At 60.3% G+C, this 20039-nt stretch carries 16 protein-coding genes; 14 read left to right on the top strand and 2 right to left on the bottom strand.

Going from position 1 to position 20039, the window contains the following annotated elements; genetic code table 11:
• Positions 1 to 176 precede the first annotated feature (176 nt).
• Together BHV64_RS05135 and BHV64_RS05130 are read left to right on the top strand one after the other, a co-directional pair.
• Positions 177 to 896, top strand: a complete 720-nt coding sequence (locus BHV64_RS05135; RefSeq protein WP_022062617.1) for a hypothetical protein — start codon at positions 177 to 179, stop codon at positions 894 to 896.
• A gap of 29 nt (positions 897 to 925) precedes the next feature.
• Positions 926 to 1396, top strand: a complete 471-nt coding sequence (locus BHV64_RS05130; protein WP_138266318.1) for a hypothetical protein — start codon at positions 926 to 928, stop codon at positions 1394 to 1396.
• Positions 1397 to 1681: 285 nt separating this feature from the next.
• On the opposite strand, the gene BHV64_RS05125 is transcribed toward BHV64_RS05130, so the two are convergent.
• Positions 1682 to 2701 (bottom strand): LacI family DNA-binding transcriptional regulator, encoded by a 1020-nt coding sequence (locus BHV64_RS05125; RefSeq protein ID WP_022062616.1) that lies wholly within the window; start codon positions 2699 to 2701, stop codon positions 1682 to 1684.
• Positions 2702 to 3054: 353 nt separating this feature from the next.
• Between BHV64_RS05125 and rbsK the strand changes: the two genes are divergently transcribed.
• The 7 genes from rbsK (at position 3055) to BHV64_RS05090 (ending at position 14238) form a co-directional block, all read left to right on the top strand.
• The gene (rbsK, locus tag BHV64_RS05120; RefSeq protein WP_217727471.1) at positions 3055 to 3963 is read left to right on the top strand and encodes a ribokinase; all 909 of its coding nucleotides are present in this window, start codon (positions 3055 to 3057) and stop codon (positions 3961 to 3963) included.
• A gap of 30 nt (positions 3964 to 3993) precedes the next feature.
• Positions 3994 to 5004, top strand: a complete 1011-nt coding sequence (locus tag BHV64_RS05115) for a GRP family sugar transporter (RefSeq protein ID WP_044054098.1) — start codon at positions 3994 to 3996, stop codon at positions 5002 to 5004.
• 15 nt (positions 5005 to 5019) lie between these two features.
• Positions 5020 to 6048: a nucleoside hydrolase gene (locus tag BHV64_RS05110; protein WP_138266316.1), complete on the top strand. Its 1029-nt coding sequence runs from the start codon at positions 5020 to 5022 to the stop codon at positions 6046 to 6048.
• 96 nt (positions 6049 to 6144) lie between these two features.
• On the top strand, positions 6145 to 9354 hold the full coding sequence (locus BHV64_RS05105; protein WP_147619824.1) for a SusC/RagA family TonB-linked outer membrane protein: 3210 nt from the start codon (positions 6145 to 6147) through the stop codon (positions 9352 to 9354).
• Positions 9355 to 9365: 11 nt separating this feature from the next.
• Positions 9366 to 11168: a RagB/SusD family nutrient uptake outer membrane protein gene (locus BHV64_RS05100; RefSeq protein WP_288115621.1), complete on the top strand. Its 1803-nt coding sequence runs from the start codon at positions 9366 to 9368 to the stop codon at positions 11166 to 11168.
• Between the two features lie 34 nt (positions 11169 to 11202).
• Positions 11203 to 12987, top strand: coding sequence for a BACON domain-containing protein (locus BHV64_RS05095; protein WP_217727474.1), 1785 nt, complete (start codon positions 11203 to 11205; stop codon positions 12985 to 12987).
• An 84-nt stretch (positions 12988 to 13071) separates the two neighbouring features.
• Positions 13072 to 14238, top strand: a complete 1167-nt coding sequence (locus BHV64_RS05090) for a hypothetical protein (RefSeq protein ID WP_217727475.1) — start codon at positions 13072 to 13074, stop codon at positions 14236 to 14238.
• 178 nt (positions 14239 to 14416) lie between these two features.
• Here BHV64_RS05090 and BHV64_RS05085 read toward each other — a convergent pair whose 3' ends face one another.
• Positions 14417 to 14569, bottom strand: a complete 153-nt coding sequence (locus tag BHV64_RS05085) for a hypothetical protein (RefSeq protein ID WP_217727476.1) — start codon at positions 14567 to 14569, stop codon at positions 14417 to 14419.
• A 164-nt stretch (positions 14570 to 14733) separates the two neighbouring features.
• Between BHV64_RS05085 and BHV64_RS05080 the strand changes: the two genes are divergently transcribed.
• The 5 genes from BHV64_RS05080 (at position 14734) to BHV64_RS05060 (ending at position 20018) form a co-directional block, all read left to right on the top strand.
• Positions 14734 to 15483, top strand: a complete 750-nt coding sequence (locus tag BHV64_RS05080; protein WP_217727477.1) for a lipopolysaccharide kinase InaA family protein — start codon at positions 14734 to 14736, stop codon at positions 15481 to 15483.
• Between the two features lie 238 nt (positions 15484 to 15721).
• On the top strand, positions 15722 to 16567 hold the full coding sequence (locus BHV64_RS05075) for a prephenate dehydratase (RefSeq protein ID WP_015546467.1): 846 nt from the start codon (positions 15722 to 15724) through the stop codon (positions 16565 to 16567).
• Positions 16568 to 16644: 77 nt separating this feature from the next.
• A complete protein-coding gene (locus BHV64_RS05070) occupies positions 16645 to 17709 on the top strand; it encodes a bifunctional 3-deoxy-7-phosphoheptulonate synthase/chorismate mutase type II (RefSeq protein ID WP_015546468.1) in 1065 nt (354 codons plus the stop codon).
• 202 nt (positions 17710 to 17911) lie between these two features.
• The gene (locus BHV64_RS05065; protein ID WP_195580312.1) at positions 17912 to 18592 is read left to right on the top strand and encodes a response regulator transcription factor; all 681 of its coding nucleotides are present in this window, start codon (positions 17912 to 17914) and stop codon (positions 18590 to 18592) included.
• Complete coding sequence (locus BHV64_RS05060; RefSeq protein ID WP_217727478.1) at positions 18570 to 20018, top strand: sensor histidine kinase; 1449 nt, start codon at positions 18570 to 18572, stop codon at positions 20016 to 20018. Before BHV64_RS05065 ends, BHV64_RS05060 begins: the two co-directional genes overlap by 23 nt.
• The last annotated feature ends 21 nt before the right edge of the window (positions 20019 to 20039 follow it).

Raw genomic sequence — 20039 nt, 5'->3', positions numbered from 1 at the left:
TTGACCATATATTGCAGATAGCAACATTTATCATTGGTGTCATAGCCCCCCTTGCCAATGTAATAATCCCGCCTTTCCTTTTTGTGGCAGGACTTGCATGGGAACAGGGGGGGGGGGGGGGGGAAGCGGGAATAATAATAGCATCTCAATAATACGAATCCTAAAAATATACGGATATGTATAAATTATTTATCTTCAGTCTCGTTTCGCTGTATGCGAATTTTTCCTTCGGCGCCGTGTGTGACACGGTCATCGTTGGAAACGGAATCCGCTACGAGGGTCAATACCCTTGCGGCGAAGGGGTGCTCTATTCCGATTCGCTGGGCATTTATATCGGCCATTTCGAGCGGGGCATCCCCAACGGAGTATGCACGCATTACAAAAAGAACGGGCACCGCTATTACGGCGAATTCAAGGATGGCGAGTATTCCGGGCGGGGTATACAGTTCTGGAAATCGGGAGCGGTATGCGTCGGTGATTTCAAAAACGGACACTGTTTTGGAACGGATACGATCTGGTACAAAAAGTCTATCTATGTCGGTGTCTGTGTAAAAGGCAAACCGAACGGAGACGGCATATTATATATCCACAAGGCTTCAGGACGTAAATATTATTTTATGGAAGGACTGTTTGTTGACGGAAAGTTTGCAAGCGGACTTTATTCGAATTCCTATGGGGTATTTTCGACGGCCGGCGGGAATTTCACAGCCGACTATCGCAAAGGGAATTCCGATATAGAGATTTATTCCCAATTGGAATTGCGATATAGGTATGAATTCTTAAAGACATTGAAACCTAAAAAATTCCCGGGAGCGAATTTGACTGAAGAGCAGCGTCTTTTCCTTGACGGGAAATTAAGCTCCGAACAAATTCTATCAATCCGTAAATCTCAATAAAAAAGACATAGAGTTAGATAATGACAGTTATGAAAATTTACCGCCGTTCCATCAAAAAGTCTACTTCAATGTACACTTTGAAACCGATCGTTGTTATATTGGCCCTGTTTTTATTGATGACGATTGGAAATCTGAAAGGCTTTCTTGTTTTTCTTGTTATTGAACTTTGTGTCCTGTCTTTTATTGTAGCGTGTACTGCAACTCAATTATTTTATGTTGTTTTAACGGAGAATTCATTGATTGTCCAAAATCCGGCATATCGCTTCTGGTATGCTGAATTTCAATTCAATACTATTGAAAAAATTGAAATCGGCTATAAGGGCGGATTATCGCGGCCTTATATTCAGGTGATGACGCCGGCGAAGAAATCATGGCGTTATGTGACCGATTTGGTCGATGAACGAGATTATCCGGATTTAATTCAAACATTACGCGAGAAGGGCTTCACGGTGGAAACTCCCGGATTGCATCATATCCTCAATAAACATGAAAACTTATAAGCGTTCGATTTGGAGTTCGGTAACGATCTGGGCTTGTTTTATGCCTATTTTGATGTTTGTATGCATAATTCCATTAACAATCCTTTATGTTCCGGAAAAAAGCTCCTTATTGCTCATCCCGTTTATCCCGCTGATCATACTGTTAGCGGCATCGGCCAGCGCTTTATTTTATATTGAATTGACCGAAAATGAATTGATCCTGAAAAATGCGGCATGCCGGTTCTGGCATAAGGCATACCCTTATCAAACAATAACCCGGATAAATACGGTGCGCTTTTCGTTTTCTCACAGCAGCAGGTTGCGCACCGAGCGGCGGATGATCAGCGACGGCGGCAGGTGCAGGTGCGAAGGCGCCGCGCCGGGCTCGCGGACGGCGCGAATGAGCAGCTTCACGGCCAGCGTGCCGATCTCGTCCGTCGGCTGGCCGATGCAGGTGATCGCCGGATCGAGGTAGTTGAAAAGCATGTTGTCGTCGAACGAAACGACCGAAATGTCGTCGGGAATCCGCAGGCCCGACTCGTGCACCGCCTTCACCACCCCGAGCAGAATTAGGTTGCTCAAGGCGAAGATCGCCGTGGGCCGCTCCTCCCGGGCCAGCGCCAGCTTGGTCTCCAGATAACCGTTCTGCACCGAGAAATCCTCGCCCGTCACCACGATCCGGTCCCCGAGGCCGTGCGCCCGCAGCGTGTCGCCGAATCCCCGCACGCGGTCCCGCACAGGCATCGAATGGGGCGTGCCCTGGATGCAGGCGATGCGGCGGTGTCCGTTTTCGAGCAGGTACTCGGTCGCCATCACCGCACCGCGGTAATTGTCCGTCGTGACATAGGAGAGCATCCCGGCGTCGGGCAGATAGCGGTCGATCAGCACCAGCGGCATGCCGCCCTCCTGCACACTGGCGAACAGCTCCGAATTGCTGCCGCACGGCGCGGCGACGATGCCGTCCACCCGCCGCGCCAGCAGCGCCGACAGTCCGTCCTGCTCGTTGCGCTCGTCCTCCTGCGTGTCGACCACCACCACCTTATAATTATAATTGCGCGACTCGCGGATCACCACGCCCGCAACGCCGGCGAAAAACGAATTCTCGATGTTCGGAATCAGCAGCCCGATCGTATCGGTACGATTTGTGCGTAAACCCTTTGCCAGCAGGCTGGGCGTATAGTTGCAGCGTTTGACCTCCTCTGTCACGCGCGCCACGGTACGCTGACTGATGCGGTATTTGGCCGCATTGCCGCTCAAAACGCGCGAAACAGTGGAAATCGAACATCCGGAACGTTCGGCGATGCTAACGAGAGTTTCTTTTTTCATTGCTTTATTTTCAGTTCACCCATGACAAATATATGAAAAATATCGAAAAAGAAAAGAAAAACGGTAAAATAATTTTGGAGGTTTCCAAAAAGTAATTATATTTGCGCAAACGATAAGCGCAAACAGAGCTAAAAAGATAGCATCCGAAAACCGAACATCTGCTACAGGCCCCATAAGAACCGTATTCTGCAAAGACACCTTATGAAAACAACGGGCGCAAAACGGCAAGAAACGGCATCGGGGACAATCGGCGGACGACCTGAAAACCGAAAAACCGCATCTCCGCGGGGTTGAGCCGCATCCGGACCCCGCAGGGCGAAAAAACGACAGAAATTAACCAACGATAACCGAACATGAACAAGATTCTGGTAATAGGCAGTACCAACATCGACATGATTGCCCGCGTCAAACACCTGCCCCGCCCGGGCGAGACCGTCGGCGAGGCGCGCTTCATGCAGTCCAACGGCGGCAAAGGGGCCAACCAGGCCGTCGCGGCCGCACGCCTGGGCGGCGACGTGGCCTTCGTCTCGTGTCTGGGCGACGACGCCGGCGCCGCAGCCCTCCGGCAGCAGTTCGCCGCCGACGGCATCAACACCGAAGCCCTCTTCACGGCCAAGGACACCCCGACCGGTACGGCGCTGATCTTCGTCTCGCAGGACGGTGAGAACTGCATCGCCGTGGCTCCCGGCGCCAACCACAGCCTCACGTGCGAGGCGATCGACGCCGTGGCGGACCGCATCGCCGGAGCCGAATACCTGCTCGTACAGCTCGAAATCCCGATGGAAACGGTGGCCTGCGCCATCGAAAAGGCATATGCGGCAGGAACCCGCGTAGTGCTCAACCCGGCCCCGGCCATGCCGCTCGCCGACGAACTGCTGCGCAAGGTCTACCTGATCACCCCCAACCGCACGGAAAGCGAAACGCTGACGGGAATCCCCGTGCACACCGTGCAGGACGCCTCGAAAGCGGCCGGGGCGCTGCTGGCGAAAGGCGTCGGCAACGTCATCGTCACGCTGGGCAGCGAAGGCGCGCTGATCCGGACCCCCGCGGAGGAGTTGCTGATCCCGGCGCGCACGGTCACGCCCGTAGACACGACCGCCGCCGGCGACGTCTTCAACGGCGCCCTGCTGGTGGCGCTCTCCGAAGGCCGCAGTCTGGCCGACGCCGTGCGGTTCGCCGCACACAGCGCCTCGGTCTCGGTGACCCGCATGGGCGCACAGGCCTCGATACCGTGGCGCGGGGAGCTGGAGACCCTCGCCTGAACCGAACGAAAACCTTAAAACTCAAATACTATGTTCGTTGTTAACAGCTACTCTTTGGCAGTCATCTTCTGCTTCATCACGATGCTCTGCTGGGGCTCGTGGGGAAACACCCAGAAACTCGCCGGCAAGACCTGGCGTTACGAGCTTTTCTACTGGGATTACGTGATCGGCATGGTGCTCTTCGCCATTCTCCTGGGCTTCACGATGGGAAGCATCGGGACCGAGGGCCGTCCCTTCCTCGAAGACCTCGCGCAGGCCGAATGGGGAGGCATCGGCAGCGTCGTGCTGGGCGGCGTGATCTTCAACGCCTCGAACATCCTGCTCTCGGCCTCGGTATCGCTGGCCGGGCTTTCGGTGGCCTTCCCGCTGGGCGTGGGACTCGCGCTGGTGCTGGGCGTCATCGTCAACTACGTCGGAGCGCCGAAAGGCGATCCCGTCGTGCTTTTCCTGGGCGTTGCGCTCATCGTTGTCGCAATCATCTGCAACGGCATCGCCTCGGGGCGCATGCGCAAGAGCGGCGACTCGGCGGCCCAGAACCGCAAAGGCATCATACTGGCCGTCGTGGCGGGCGTGCTGATGTCGTTCTTCTACCGGTTCGTCGCGGCGGCGATGGACCTCGACAACTTCGCGGCCCCGACGCCCGGCATGCTGACGCCCTATTCGGCGATCTTCGTCTTCTCGGTCGGCGTGCTGCTGAGCAACTTCGCCTTCAACACCTACGCCATGCGCCGTCCCTTCGTCGGAGCGCCCGTCAGCTACCGCGAGTACTTCCGCGGCTCGCTGCCCACGCACCTCGTGGGCATGCTGGGCGGCGCCGTCTGGTGTCTCGGAACGGCCTTTAGCTACATCGCCGCCGGCAAGGCCGGGGCCGCCATCTCCTACGCGCTCGGACAGGGCGCGCCGATGATCGCCGCCGTGTGGGGCGTCTTCATCTGGAAGGAGTTCAAGGGCGCCGACCGCAAAACCAACACGCTGCTGGCCGTGATGTTCCTCTTCTTCATCGCCGGACTGGCTTCGATCATCGCCTCCGGCGGCAACTAAAAACCCGAATCCGAAATGAAAACCTCACTGCTCCCCGCAGCGGCCGCCCTGCTGCTCGCGGGCACGGGCTGCGGCTCCCGGTCCGCAGCGCCGGCGCCGGAACCGATCCGGCTGATCGTCGAAACCGACATGGGCAACGACATCGACGACGCACTGGCCTTCGATCTGATCTACAAGGCGATGGACGACGGCCGCGTAGACCTGCTCGCCATCGGCAACCACAAACTCAGCCCGACGGCCACCGACTACATCGACATCCTCAACACGTGGTACGGCTACCCCGACATTCCGCTGGCGCAGTCGCCGACCCCGGTGCTCAACGACCACGCTCCCGACTACACGGCGGCGGTGTGCGCGATGACCCGCGAAGACGGCTCCCCGGCCTTCGCCCGGAGCAAGACCCCGGAACAGATCGAAGACCCCGTCACGCTCTACCGCCGCACGCTGGCCGCGCAGCCCGACCGCTCGGTAACCGTACTTTCTTTAGGATTCGCGACCGAACTGGCAAAACTCCTCGACAGCCCGGCCGACGACATCTCGCCCCTCACGGGCCGCGAACTGGTGGCCCGCAAGGTGAAGACGCTCTCGATCATGGCGGGCAGCTACGGCGAGAAGCAGCGCGCGGAGTTCAACGTCGTCAACGACATCCCCGCCATGCGGAAACTCTTCGCCGAATGGGACACGCCGATCGTGCAGAACCCCTTCGAGCTGGGAAAGCAGGTCATGTATCCCGGTGCGGCCATCGAGAACGATTTCGGCTGGGCGAAACTCCATCCCGTCGTCGAGGGCTACAAGAATTACCACAAGATGCCCTATGACCGCGCGTCGTGGGACCTGCTGTCGGTGGTTTACCTGCTCCATCCCGAATACTTCACCGAAAGCGAGCCGGGAACCGTCGCCGTCGACGACAAAGGATTCACGAATTTCACCCCCGGTCCCGACGGACGGCACAGATGGCTGACCGCCACGCCCGAACAGCTGACCCGGCTGCGCGACTGCATCGTCCGGACGACGACCCGCGCCCCGAAACACACCGAACTCTGACCCAAACACTTCAAAGAACCTCGTATATGAATCTTTTTAACTACCGATCCGCAATCCGCCGGAAAATCTCGGGGGGGGGGAATTTTCATCCTCCTGATGCTGGCGACGGGACAGGTCCTCGCCCAAAGCAAGGCCGTGTCCGGAACCGTGAAATCCCAACAGGGTGAGCCGCTCACAGGCGTCACCATCCTCATCGAAGGCACCACGCAGGGCACTTCGACCGATGCGCAGGGAGCCTTTACGCTTCAGGCAAAACCCGACGACATGCTGGCCGTCTCCTATCTGGGCTACAAGAGCCAGCGCGTCAAGGTCGGAACCCGCACCAAACTGGAGGTCGTCCTGACCGAGGACCAGAACCTGATGGACGAGGTCGTCGTCGTGGGATACGGAACCCAGCGGCGGCGCAACATCGTCGGGGCCGTGGAGAACATTTCGGGCGAGGTGCTCGAAAACCGCCCCAACGCCTATCTGCTCCGGTCGATCCAGGGCCAGATTCCGGGCTTGAACATCACGATGGCCGACGGCAAGCCGAGCCGTTCGGCGTCGATCAACATCCGTGCGAACACGCAGTCGATCGGCGCAGGCGGATCGGCGCTCTGCCTGATCGACGGCGTGGAGGGCGACCTGACGGCGATGAATCCCGAGGACGTGGAGAGCATCTCGGTGCTCAAGGACGCCTCCTCGACGGCCGTATACGGCGCCCGGGGTGCGTTCGGCGTGGTGCTGGTGACGACGAAAAGCGCCCGCAAGGATAAGATTTCGGTCGATTACAGCGGCAGCGTTTCGATCATCAGCGAGACCGTACGCCCGAAATACGAGACCGACAGTCAGACCTGGTACGACAACTACATGACCGCCTACGTGGGCTACTCGCACCATCTGCCGACGGGCATCAACAACTTCTTCCCCTGGACGCAGAGCTGGGAGGACGAGTACAAAAAACGCATGAACGACCCCGACCGGAGCTATCTGGAATGGGAACTCGACGCCAGCGGCAAATACCAGTATTACGGACGCAACACCGACTGGTACGACCTCTTCTACAAGAAATCGACCACGGCCCACCAGCACAACATCCGGATTTCGGGCGGCGGCAAAACCTCCAGTTTCATCGCTTCGGCCCGCTATTACGAGCAGGACGGCATCTACCGCGTCGGCGACGAGAAATTCCGCCAGCTGAACGCCCGGGCCAAAGGTACGGTCAACATCACCAAATGGCTGACCGTGGAGAACAACACCGACTTCGTGCGCCGCAGCTACCACCAGCCGACGACCTATGCGCAGAACCTGCTGGTGCGCCGCAACCTCGAACACCAGGGATTCCCGATCACCCGCGTCACCAACCCCGACGGGACGTGGACCGCGGCGGCCGTCTACACGGGTTACGCCAACATGGCCGAGGGCAACTCCTACCGCGACAACCTCAAGTTCGACATGAAGAACACGACCGTCGTGACCATCGACCTGATCAAGGACGTGCTGGTGGCCAAAGCCGACTACTCCTACCTGTTCAACCACTCGCGCCAGAACGACGTGATCTCGCAGGTCACCTACTCCAACGGTCCGGGTATCCAGATCTCCTATCCGGCGAGCAGCTCGATGCGCACCACCGAGACGCAGATCGAGTACCACAGCGGCAACGCCAACCTCTCGTTCACCCCGCGGCTGCCCGAAGACCACTCGCTGAACGTCATGGCCGGATGGAACATCGAACACAAGCGGGCGCGCAACACCCGCATGGGCCGCGACGGATTCATCGTCGACGGCAAACCCAACTACTCGCTGATGAACGGCATCGACTACGTCCTGGAGGACGCCAACAGCTACGACTGGGGGTTCGTCGGCATCTTCTACCGCGCCAGCTACGCCTACAAGGGCAAATACCTCGCGGAATTGAGCGGCCGCTACGACGGCAGCTCGAAGTTCCCGAGCAACGAACGCTGGGGCTTCTTCCCGTCGGCCTCCGTGGGCTGGCGGATGTCGGAGGAGAACTTCATGAAGGACATCTCCTGGATCAACAACATCAAATGGCGCTTCTCGATCGGCAAGGCCGGCAACGGCAACGTCTCGCCCTACAAGTACATGGAGCTGTTGGACTTCAACAAGGCCGGCGTGATCGTCGACGGCAGCCAGCGCACCTACACCTCGGCGCCCTCGTCCGTGCTGCCGGCAAACCTCACGTGGGAGACCTCCTCGACGATCAACCTCGGACTGGACGTCAACCTGCTGAACAACCGCCTGAGCTTCGTGGGCGACATCTACCAGAAGGAGACGACCGACATGTTCGTCACCGGAGCCGAGCTGCCGGCCGTGACGGGCTATTCGGCGCCCTACGGCAACAACGCCGACATGCGCACCCGCGGTTTCGAGGTTTCGCTGGGCTGGACCGACAGTTTCCGTGTGGCGAACAAACCCTTCAACTACAGCGTGCGCCTCTCGCTCTGGGACAGCAAGTCGATCATCACCAAATACACCAGCAAGTCGAACACCCTGCCCACGCTCTACGCCAACGCCTACTACGAAGGCATGGAGCTGGGTGAAATCTGGGGTTACCACGTCGTAGGGCTTTTCGCCACCGACGAGGAGGCGCAGGAGTGGGGTCTCAAGGCACAGGAGAAGACCTTCTGGAGCGGCGACAACAAGTCGTGGAACGCCGGCGACCTGAAATTCGCCGACCTGGACGAGAGCGGCGTCGTGGACAACGGCAGCAACCGCCTCGACGACCACGGCGACCTGCGCAAGATCGGCAACTCCTCGCCGCGCTACCACTACGGCATCAACTTCAGCGCAAACTGGAACGGCATCGACTTCGCGGTCTTCTTCCAGGGCGTCGGCAAACGCGACTGGTATCCCGCCGGCGAGTCGGGACTCTTCTGGGGACAATACGACCGCCCCTACGGATACAGCCTGCCGTGGCAGAACGCCGACCGCTGGTCGGAGGACAACCCCAACGCATACTGGCCCCGACTGCGCGGCTCGCTGGCCGTCAGCGGACGCGGCACGCTGCGCGCCGCCAACGACCGCTACCTGCAGAAAGCGCGCTACTGCCGCCTGAAAAACATCTCGCTGGGCTACACCCTGCCCCAGCAGATCACCCGCAAGGCCCACATCGAAAAACTGCGCATCTACGTCTCGGGCGAAAACCTGTTCTTCTGGTCGCCGCTGAAGAAGTACGCCAAGAACTACGACCCCGAAATGATCACGGCGGGCGACGCCGACTTCGCATCGAAGACCGGCACCGACGGCCAGGGTTACGGATACCCGATGACCCGAAGCGTAACCATCGGACTGAACATCAACTTCTAACACGCAATCCCATGAAACCCATACTGAACAAGATAGCGATAATCGCCGGATTGTCCCTCCTGGCCTCGTGCCAGAGCTTCTTCGACGAAGACCCCGTCTATTCGACGACCACCGACACCTTTTTCAATTCGGAAACGGCGCTGGAAACCTATGCGATCGGCTTTCTCGAAAGCCACCTGCCCTCGGCCGCGACGCTCACGCGCGGCGACCAGTACAGCGACATCTGCGTCACGACCCAGACCGAAGGATTCCTCAAGACGGGCGGTTACAGCGCCCAGCAGGCCAACAACTGGGCGCGGGGCAACTGGCGTCCGCTCTACAACGTCAACTATTACCTCAAGCACATGAAGGACGCGGCCCCCTATGTGGACGACGCGACGATGAAGCATTACGAGGGCGTCGGCCGCTTCTGGCGCGCGTGGTTCTACTGGGACAAGGTCAAGACCTTCGGCGACGTGCCCTGGTACGACGAGCCGATCGACCCCGACGACGACGAACAGCTCTACAAGGGCCGCGACCCGCGCGACTACGTCATGCAGAAGGTCCTCGAAGACCTCGACTTCGCCGCCACCTGGTGCTCCAAGGCCAGCAAATACGTCAACACCAACGTCATCAACCGCTATGTGGCGCTGGCCCTGAAATCGCGCATCTGCCTCTACGAGGGAACCTGGCGGAAGTACCACGGGCTGGACGGCAGCGAGGAATGGCTCCGCGCGTGCGTCGCCGCCTCGGAGGAGCTGATGGGCGACAGCCCCTATTCGCTGGTCTCGACGGCCGGCGAGGAGACGACCAATTACAGCAAGGTCTTCAAGAGCGAGGAGCCGCAGTACACCGAAGTGATCCTGGCCAACGAGTTCAACGCCACGCTCAACCGGTTTCACGACGCCTCGTGGTACTACGCCTCGGGCAGCTACGGACAACGCAACTCGGGTCCCAAAGCGTTCGTCAACATGTACCTGAACCTCGACGGGACGCGCTTCACGGACAAGGACGGATACAACAAAACGCAGTTCAAGGACGAGTTCGCCGGCCGCGACTACCGCCTGCGCCAGACCTTCATCACGCCCTACTACGTCAAGAAGGTCGGCGGCAAGGAGACCAACGAATTCGCAAAGGTCTTCCCCGGCCTGACCACGCAGCTGACCTACTACCGCATCATCAAGTGGAATACCGACGACGATGCGAACGAGAGCAACACCTCCAGCGCCAACTCGCTCCCTGTGTTCCGCTACGCCGAAATTCTGCTGAACGAGGCCGAAGCCAAGGCCGAACTGGGCGAGATGGACCAGACGGTGTGGAACAAGACGATCCGTCCGCTGCGCGAGCGTTCGGGCGTAATCGGCGCGATGCCCGCCACGGCCGACCCCTATCTGGCCAGCTACTACGACGGGGTGACCGACAAGTGGATACTCGAATGCCGCCGCGAGCGGAGCATCGAGCTGTACATGGAGAACACCCGGCGCGACGACCTGATGCGCTGGCGCATGGGCCACAAACTGACGGTCGAATTCGCTGGCATCCACATTCCCGAACTGGGCAAGCCGTTCGACATGAACGGCGACGGAAAGAACGACCTCTGCTTCTACTCGAAGAGCCATCCCAAATCGGGCAGCAACCAGACCGGGGTTTCGTACGTGGAGGTGACCGCCGAAGAGGGCGACAACGTCACGACATACAGTGTCAACAAGGACAACTGCCTGGTTTACATTCTCGACCGGGAATGGGCAGACTACAAGTACCTCTACCCCGTTCCGAAGAATGCGCTCGACATCAACCCCAACCTGCGGCCGCAGAATCCCGGCTGGGACGACTAACCCGCTTACCCGAAACGATCAAAAATCCGATTTTATGAAAATACACGCTATAATTTCGTTTTTGTGCCTGGCGTCGGTCGCCCTCGGCACATCCTGCAAGGACGACGAAACCCACTTCCTGCAGCGGAGCCACGACGCGCTCTCGTTCCCGTACCTCAATTCGACGAAGGAGCTGCTCGTCCTGACCAACGGGTCCTGGAAAATCACGCCCGACGACACGTGGATCAGCTGTTCGCCCGGGGAGGGGAACGGCGCGCCGAAAGAACAGGCGGTGAACATCACCGTCGCGCAGAACGACGGCGCGGAGCGTACCGGCAGCGTCACGCTCTCCGACGGACTGAAAGAACTGGTCATCCGGGTTACGCAGGAGGACGGATTCTTCACCGTCGGCTCGCCCGAGATCGCCCCCAGTTTCGACCTCTACGAGGAGCTCGTGGACAAGCGGGTGACGATCCCCTACCAGAAATCGAAGCCCGGCTATAAGGCCGACGTCACGGCAACGCTCGAAGGCGCGGGAGCCGAAGGCATCGCCATCGAATCGCTCTCGGGATACGAAATGGAGGCGGGCGACGGAGCGATTCCCCTCGCCTTGAGCGGAACGCCGACCAAGAAAGGCCCGATCACGGTCAAACTGCACGTGGAGATCTCGTCCGTCGCGACCCCCTACGACCTCACCGCCGAGAGCCGCGCCAAACTGGCCGGCGAAGTAACCGTCACGATGTTCAAACTGCTGCCCCGCCTGGCAGTCCTCGACTGGGGCGACTACGAGAAGGGTACCGGCACGAACTTCAACAACGGCACGCCCCGCTCGTTCAGCTTCGGCCTCGCGCTGGAAGAGGAGGGCGACAACCTGCGCAACTACACCTCGAAGACGGCCGATTGGCTCACCGCCAGCAGCATGTTCTTCGCGCACAACCGTTTCGCCTTCGGCAACCTGCAACCCGGCACGACCTACTGGTTCTGGATCGTCGCCCACGAGCTGGGTCCCAATAAGGAGGATTCGGACAAAACGTGGCTGTCGTTCACCACTCCCGAGGAGAATCTGGCGCCGAACGTCATCCTCTACAAGGATTTCGACGATTTCTGGTTCAGAGGCTGTCCGATCTACCAGGCATTCGGCGTCGAAGTCACCAACGCCCAGATCGGTGCGAACATCGACCCCGACGACCCGAACTGCCCGGCGGCCACCGGAAAAATCGTAAACCCCGTCAACTCCACCGACTCGTTCTTCAACTACGTCGGGAGCGCGACCGACAACCGCGGTCCGGTGAAAGCGGCCAAACTGTGGGAAGCATGGTGGGAAGGCGACACCTACGGCACGAACTACGCCGACGCCGACTATCCCGGCTGGCAGGGCTTCTGGGTACGCACCCAGACCGGAGCCGCACTGCTCTCGACCGCATCCGTTTCGGGCTACATCAAGACGCCCAAGCTGACCGGAATCGGCGAAGGGACGGCCGACATCACCGTAACGTGCCACACGGCGCCCTACTTCGAGCCGTACCACTCGTGGGGACAGGACCACGAACAGCACTACATCCAGGTCGAAGGTCCCGGAACCATCACCGACGGAGGCCCGACCAAGGCCGAACCGACAGGGGCCGCCACGGCCAACACGGACAAGCAGGTGACCGTACAGTGCTCGACGCACGTGGACAGCGACAAAATTCCCACGACCGACTACGTAAACCCCACGGAGCATGTGGTCAAGATCGCCGGAGCCACCAAGGAGACCCGTATCGTAATCGCGGCGCATCCTTACGGAACCAAGCACTACCGCCTGTGGATCGACGACATCCAGGTAACGAAAGACCGATAATCACAAATTAGAAACAACAGGTTTTATTCGGTATTGCCGCCTCGGGCGGCAATACCGAATTTACCGCAACTAAAACGACATGCTATGAAACTGTTGAAATTCACGCTTATTTCGATTCTGGGCCTCTCGCTCTGCACCGCCTGCGGCGGCGACGGAGACGGCGGCGAAACGCCCGGTCCCGGCAAACCCGAAGGTCCCGACAAATCGTCGACCACGGGCATCGACCGGTTCGATGCCTCGAACATCTTCAGCCGGAACACCTACCTGCCGGACAACACGGCGATGCAGGGCTTCAACCTCGACTCGGACGGCTCGGTCTGGTACACGCAGCTCTCCAACACGAACCAGGCGCAGCTGAACTGGGTCCGCGCGCAGCCCAACAAGACCCCGGACGTGCAGACCGAGAACAAGGACTATATGAAACTCACCTACTTCGGCCACGGGACGAACACCGCCCTCGAAGAGGACGGCGCCGACCGTTACCTGTGGGCCGGAGCCTACGGCGTCTGCAACGCCAAAGGCCAGTACTGGAACGAAAAACTGGTGGGGCGCGTCAAATACGTGAAGGGAGCCACCGTCAAGACCAACGAGTGCAACGACTACTATTACATCGGCGACTACACCGACCTGCACCCCTCGATCGACGCGGAGAACGACCTGCTGACGATCAACTACGGCGACAGCAAAAATTCGTCCTACCGGTGTTTCGTCATCTACAAGCTGAGCGAGGCGAAAAAGGCCCCGATGACCAACGTAACGATCACCTGCACCGACGGCTTCCAGACCGACAGGCCCGCTTCGACCAACCCGGTCAGCGTGGTGGTGCGCTGCCACGACCTCACGACGCTGACGCCCGTCGCCCGGCCGCGCTTCCTCAAGACGGGATACAGCGCGAGCGGCGCCACCTACTACGACTGGCAGGGCTACGACGTCCACAAAAACCGGCTCTACTACACCGAGGGGCAGTCGAACTACAACCTCTTCGGCTCGTTCTACTCGGGCAGCTCGTTCGCCTACGTCACGGTGTTCGACTTCGAGGGCAACATCGTCGAGGAGCGGACGCAGGTGGCCGTCGTGTCGGACAAGGACAAACTGACCCAGATCGGCGTTTCGGTGTTCGGGACGCTCGAAGCCGAAGGCATCAAGGTCTGCAAGGACAAGCTCTATCTGGGATACACGGCCCGCGGAATCACCGCCGACAATACGAAACACTACCAGAACATCTTCGTATTCGACCCCTCTTCGAAATAACGCGCCCCACGGAAACCCGTTTCCGAAAAACCGGTGCTGCGCGCTGTCGCTGGCGACGGCCGCCGCGGCCGAGGGCTTCGCCCGGGGACCGGTCACGCCCAACGATTTCGGCTGCACAAGATCACCTACACGCGCGGCACCAGACCGTTCCAGACGGCCTGCCCCTCCACATGTGGCGTTACCGCGCCTCGGGACCTGCGACGACCGTCCGCATCGAGGTCGCCGACTCGTTCGACCGCACCTCCACGAAGACGATGACACGCCCCAAAGCGTTCCACATCCGGATGAGATAAATCCTGAAAACGAGCGGAACTTTTTCCGCTCGTTTCATGCCCGTCCGGAACCGCACCCGGCCTTCGGGGAAAAGGAGCGCGTTCTCCGCACGCCACCCGATGAAATCCGCCTTTCTTTTCCGTTTCAGAACAACTTAACAATCAAACAGGACTAACGCCTTACGCCGCGGGTGCGTACCTTTGCTACAGAAAAAACACCGCAATGCACATTCACGTCAATACGGCCTCGGAACACCTGCGGGACTTCGCGGAACGCCTGCCCGAACTCTTCGACCGGGAAGGCGAGGTCCTGCACGCGGGACGCAACACGATCAAAGCCTTCGAGGCGGAGGGAGAACGGCTGGTCGTCAAACGGTTCAAGCGCCCGAACCTGCTGCGGGCCGTCATCTACACCTTCTTCCGCCGGAGCAAGGCCCGCCGCTCGTACGAACACGCCGTGCGGCTCCGGGCGCTGGGCGTCGATTCGCCCGAACCCGTCGCATGGAGCGAATACCGCCGCCGCGGACTGCTCTGCGACAGCTACTACGTCTCGCGGCGCTCCGACTACACCCCGCTGTCGCAGACCACCGCACGCTTCCCCGCAGCGGGGACCCTGCCCGTGCTGGAGGCCTTCGCCCGCTTTGCCGTGCAACTCCACGAGAAAGGCATCGAGCACCGGGACTTCAACCACGGCAACATCCTCTGGGACCGCACCCCCGCGGGCGCCTACCGATTCCAGCTGATCGACATCAACCGCATGCATTTCGACGACCGGCCCCTCTCCTCCCGGGCCTGCATGATCAACCTCCGGCGGTTGTCCTGCCCCGCCGTGGCATTCCTCTACATCCTCGACCGCTACGCCGAAACGCGCGGATGGGATGTCGACGACACGCTGCTGCGCGGGACCTTCTTCCGGCTGGCGTTCGGCCGCCGCAAGCAGTTGCGCAAGCGGTTCCGGCACCGCGAGGGCTGATTTTTTCGCAAAAAAATACGGCGGACGTTTGGTTTTACGGATTATTTCGCTACATTTGCCAACGATAAAAGCCATCGAATGATGAGAGCATACGGTTTTGCATACTATTTTTATTACTTTTTCTTTTATAGCAAGGGAAAAAGCGGGATCGCATGCAATTAACTGTATACAGATAGTATAGATTAATATGACACGAAAATCCCGCTCGGTTGAGCGGGATTTTCTTTTTCAAACCATTATGGAACAAATCGCAATACAGGGCATCGCAGGATGCTATCACGAAACGGCGGCGCGCGGCTATTTCGCAGACCGGGAAATAGAGGTGCTGCCCTGCTTGAGTTTCGACGAGTTGTTCGCCCGGATGGCCGCCGATCCGGCGCTGCTGGGCATCGCGGCCATCGAAAACACCATCGCCGGCAGCCTGCTGCCCAACCACGAGCTCCTGCAACAGAGCCGCGCCCGGATCATCGGCGAACAGAAACTCCGCATCTCGCACGTCCTGGCGGCCCTCCCCGGGCAGACGCCCGACGACATCGCCGAAGTCCGCTCGCACCCGATCGCCCTGATGCAGTGCGGCGATTTCCTGAAAACCCTCCCCGGCATGAAGATCGTCGAAAGGGACGACACCGCAGGCAGCGCGCGCGAAATCGCCGAGGGACGCCTCGCAGGCACGGCGGCCATCTGCGGCGCCGACGCAGCCCGTCTCTACGGACTCGAAATCCTCCGACGGGGCATCGAGACCAACAAACACAACTTCACACGCTTCCTCCTGCTCGCCGACGAGCGCCGCGCCGCGGAATTCGCCGATCCCGCCCACACCGACAAAGCCTCGCTGCTCTTCACCCTTCCGCACACCCGGGGGAGCCTCTCCAAGGTGCTCACCGTCCTCTCGTTCTACGACATCAACCTCACCAAAATACAGTCGCTGCCCATCATCGGGCGCGAGTGGGAATACCGCTTCTACGTCGACGTGACGTTCGACGACCCGATGCGTTACCGGCAGGCCATCGACGCCGCACGGCCTCTCACCAGCGACTTCCGCATTCTCGGCGAATACGCCGAATGCCCCAACCCCGCGATCTGACGCCCCGGAACGCCGCGTACCGCAAACAGCCGGGAAAAAGGAAAGACACTAAAAAAACAAACAAAAATAACGCAACCATGAACGACATTCAACCCATCACACTCCCGGGAATCGACCCCCGGCGCCCCCTGGTAATCGCAGGCCCGTGCAGCGCCGAAACCGAAGAGCAGGTCCTCGGCACGGCCCGCTCGCTGGCAGCCGAAGGCATCCGCATCTGCCGCGCCGGACTCTGGAAACCTCGCACCAAACCCGGCGGCTTCGAAGGCGTCGGAGAGGCGGGCATCGCCTGGCTCCAGCGCGTGAAACGCGAAACGGGCATGTACACCTCGACCGAAGTGGCCACCCGCGAGCACGTCGCCACGGCGCTGAAAGGCGGCGTCGACCTGCTGTGGATCGGCGCACGCACGGCGGCCAACCCCTTCGCCATGCAGGAGATCGCCGACGCCCTGCGCGGAACGGACGTCCCGGTGCTGGTGAAAAACCCCGTCAGCCCCGACCTCGAGCTGTGGATCGGCGCCATCGAGCGCATCTACAACGCCGGCATCCGCCGCATCGGAGCCATCCACCGCGGGTTCACGTCGATCGACAAGAGCCTCTACCGCAACCACCCGATGTGGGCCATTCCCATCGAGCTGCACCGCCGTCTCCCCCGCCTGCCGATCTTCTGCGACCCGAGCCACATCGGAGGCAAGCGCGAGCTGATCGCCCCGCTGTCGCAGCAGGCCATGGACCTCGGGTTCGACGGACTGATCATCGAAGCCCACTGCTCGCCCGACTGCGCCTGGAGCGACAAGGCCCAGCAGGTGACCCCCGAGGCGCTGGCCTATATCATCCGCAACCTGGTGATCCGCGACGAGTCGATCACCACCGAGAGCCTCACCGAACTGCGTTCGCAGATCGACAAGCTCGACGACCAGCTGCTGGAGCTGCTCTCGCGCCGCATGCGCGTCTCGCGCGACATCGGACAGTACAAAAAGGAGCACAACATGCCCGTCCTGCAAACGCAGCGTTACGAGGAGCTGCTGGCCCGCCGCGCCGGGCAGGCCGGGCAGATGGGCATGGACCGCGAGTTCATGCGCACCGTCCTGCAGGCCATCCACGAGGAGTCGATCCGCCAGCAGATGGAGGTGCTGGGGAAATAGGTTCTCCCGCGTCGCCCGACACGAAAGGCTCCCGGCCTCCGGGGGCCTTTTCGGGTTTTTGCAGGCATCCGGCAAAGGCCCCCTGCGCTTCTTGACCGCAAAAGCGCATGAGACAACATTACATTTCGGTTAAATGTCATGCCGGGGGCATGCAACATCGGTGAATGATGCGTAAATTTGCTGCGGACTCAAACCCGCATTTATGGCAAAACACAAAATCCTGGTGGTCGACGATGAAGAGTCGCTGTGCGAAATTCTGCAATTCAACCTCGAAGTCGAAGGCTACGAAGCCGACGTGGCATACAGCGCCGAGCAGGCCCTCCGGATGCATCCCGAACGCTATTCGCTGATCCTGCTGGACGTTATGATGGGCGAGATGAGCGGCTTTCGGATGGCGCAGCTCCTGAAAGCCGATCCCGAAACGGCCCGGGTCCCCGTGATCTTCTGCACCGCGAAGGACTCCGAGGACGACACGGTGGCCGGGCTGAACATCGGAGCCGACGACTACATCACCAAACCCTTTTCGGTCCGCGAAGTGCTGGCCCGCGTGCGCAGCGTACTGCGCCGCACGTCCGCCGCACGCGTCGAATCCGAAAGCATCCGCTTCGAAGGCCTGGAGATCGACCTCCGGCGCAAAGTCTGCACGCTCGACGGCAAGGAGCTGCAACTCACCAAGAAGGAGTTCGAAATCCTGGCTCTGCTGCTCTCGAACCGGGGCGTGATCTTTTCACGCGAGGAGATCCTGCGCCGCATCTGGAGCGACGAGGTGATCGTCCTCGACCGCACGGTCGACGTGAACATCACACGCCTGCGCCGTAAAGTCGGACCTTACGGGGAACACATCGTAACGCGCCTGGGCTATGGCTACGGCTTTGAAGCATAAACTTTCCTACCACCGGCGGCTGTTCCTGCTGCTGCTCGTCTTTTCGTGGACGCTGGTGGGGTGTTTTATCCTCTTCCAGTACGGGCGCGAAAAGCACTTCAAGGCCGAGCGGCTCGACGCGCAGTTGCAGCTTTTCAACCTGCGGATGCTCGACGCCGTGAATGCGGGCGCGCCCCCCGACGCCTTCATCGCCCGCTCCGGCGCACCCTGCGAAGGAGTGCGCGTGACGCTGATCGACCCGGCGGGACACGTCGTTTTCGACAATTCGCTCGACACACTGCCCGGCGCGAACCACCTTGACCGCCCCGAGGTCGCCGAGGCGCTGGCCCGCGGGACGGGGTACACCATCCGCCGCCACTCCGAAAGCACCGACCGCAACTATTTCTACTCGGCCATGCGGGGCGACCGCTACATCGTCCGCTCGGCCGTACCCTACTCCGTGCCGCTGGGTGAAATCCTGGCCGCCGACCGCGAATTCCTCTGGTTCATGCTGGGCGTGACGCTGCTGATGAGCGTGGCGGGCTATTTCGCCACGCGCCGCCTGGGCCAGAACATCACCCGGCTGAACGAATTCGCCGAACGGGCCGAGCGGAGCGAGCGGATCGACGACCTCCCGGCATTTCCTCACGACGAACTGGGCGAAATATCGAGCCACATCATCCGCCTCTACGCCCGTCTGCAAAAAACCACTGCCGACCGCGACCGCGAGCACGCCCTCGCGCTGCACGAGGAACAGGAGAAAATACGCATCAAGAAACAGCTCACCAACAACATCAACCACGAGCTGAAGACCCCCGTGGCGGCGATTCAGGGCTATCTGGAAACACTGCTGGCCAACCCGTCGCTCGACGCGCAAAGACGCACGGACTTCCTGGAAAAAAGCGCCGCACAGACCGAGCGTCTGCGGCGTCTGCTGGCCGACATCTCGACCATCACGCGCATGGACGAGGCGAGCCAGCTGATCCAGAAGGAGCGCGTCGTGCTGAACGACCTGATCGCCGAAGTCACGGCCGACATGGAACTGAAACCCGCCGACCAGCGGCTGCGGGTGAACATCGACTTCCCGCAGCAGGTCGAGATCGTCGGCAGCCCGTCGCTGCTGACATCAATATTCCGCAACCTCGCGGACAACGCCGCGGCCTATTCCGGCGGACGCGACATCTTCATCCGGCTGCTTTCCGACACCCCCGAAGAGTGCACGGTCTCGTTCGCCGACAACGGCATCGGCATCGGCGAGGAGCACCTGCCGCACATCTTCGAACGCTTCTACCGCATCGACAAGGGCCGATCGCGCAAACAGGGCGGCACGGGACTGGGGCTGGCGATCGTCAAAAACGCCGTTGCGATCCACGGCGGCACGATCACGGCCCGCGAACGCGAACGCGGCGGGCTGGAGTTCGTCTTCACATTGAAGAAACACAGTTAACAAATTCCAGCTACACGACAA

This window comes from Alistipes sp. 56_sp_Nov_56_25 (assembly GCF_001915285.1).
GTDB classification, from domain to species: Bacteria; Bacteroidota; Bacteroidia; order Bacteroidales; family Rikenellaceae; genus Alistipes; species Alistipes shahii.
This window is presented reverse-complemented; position numbering and strand designations above follow the sequence as displayed.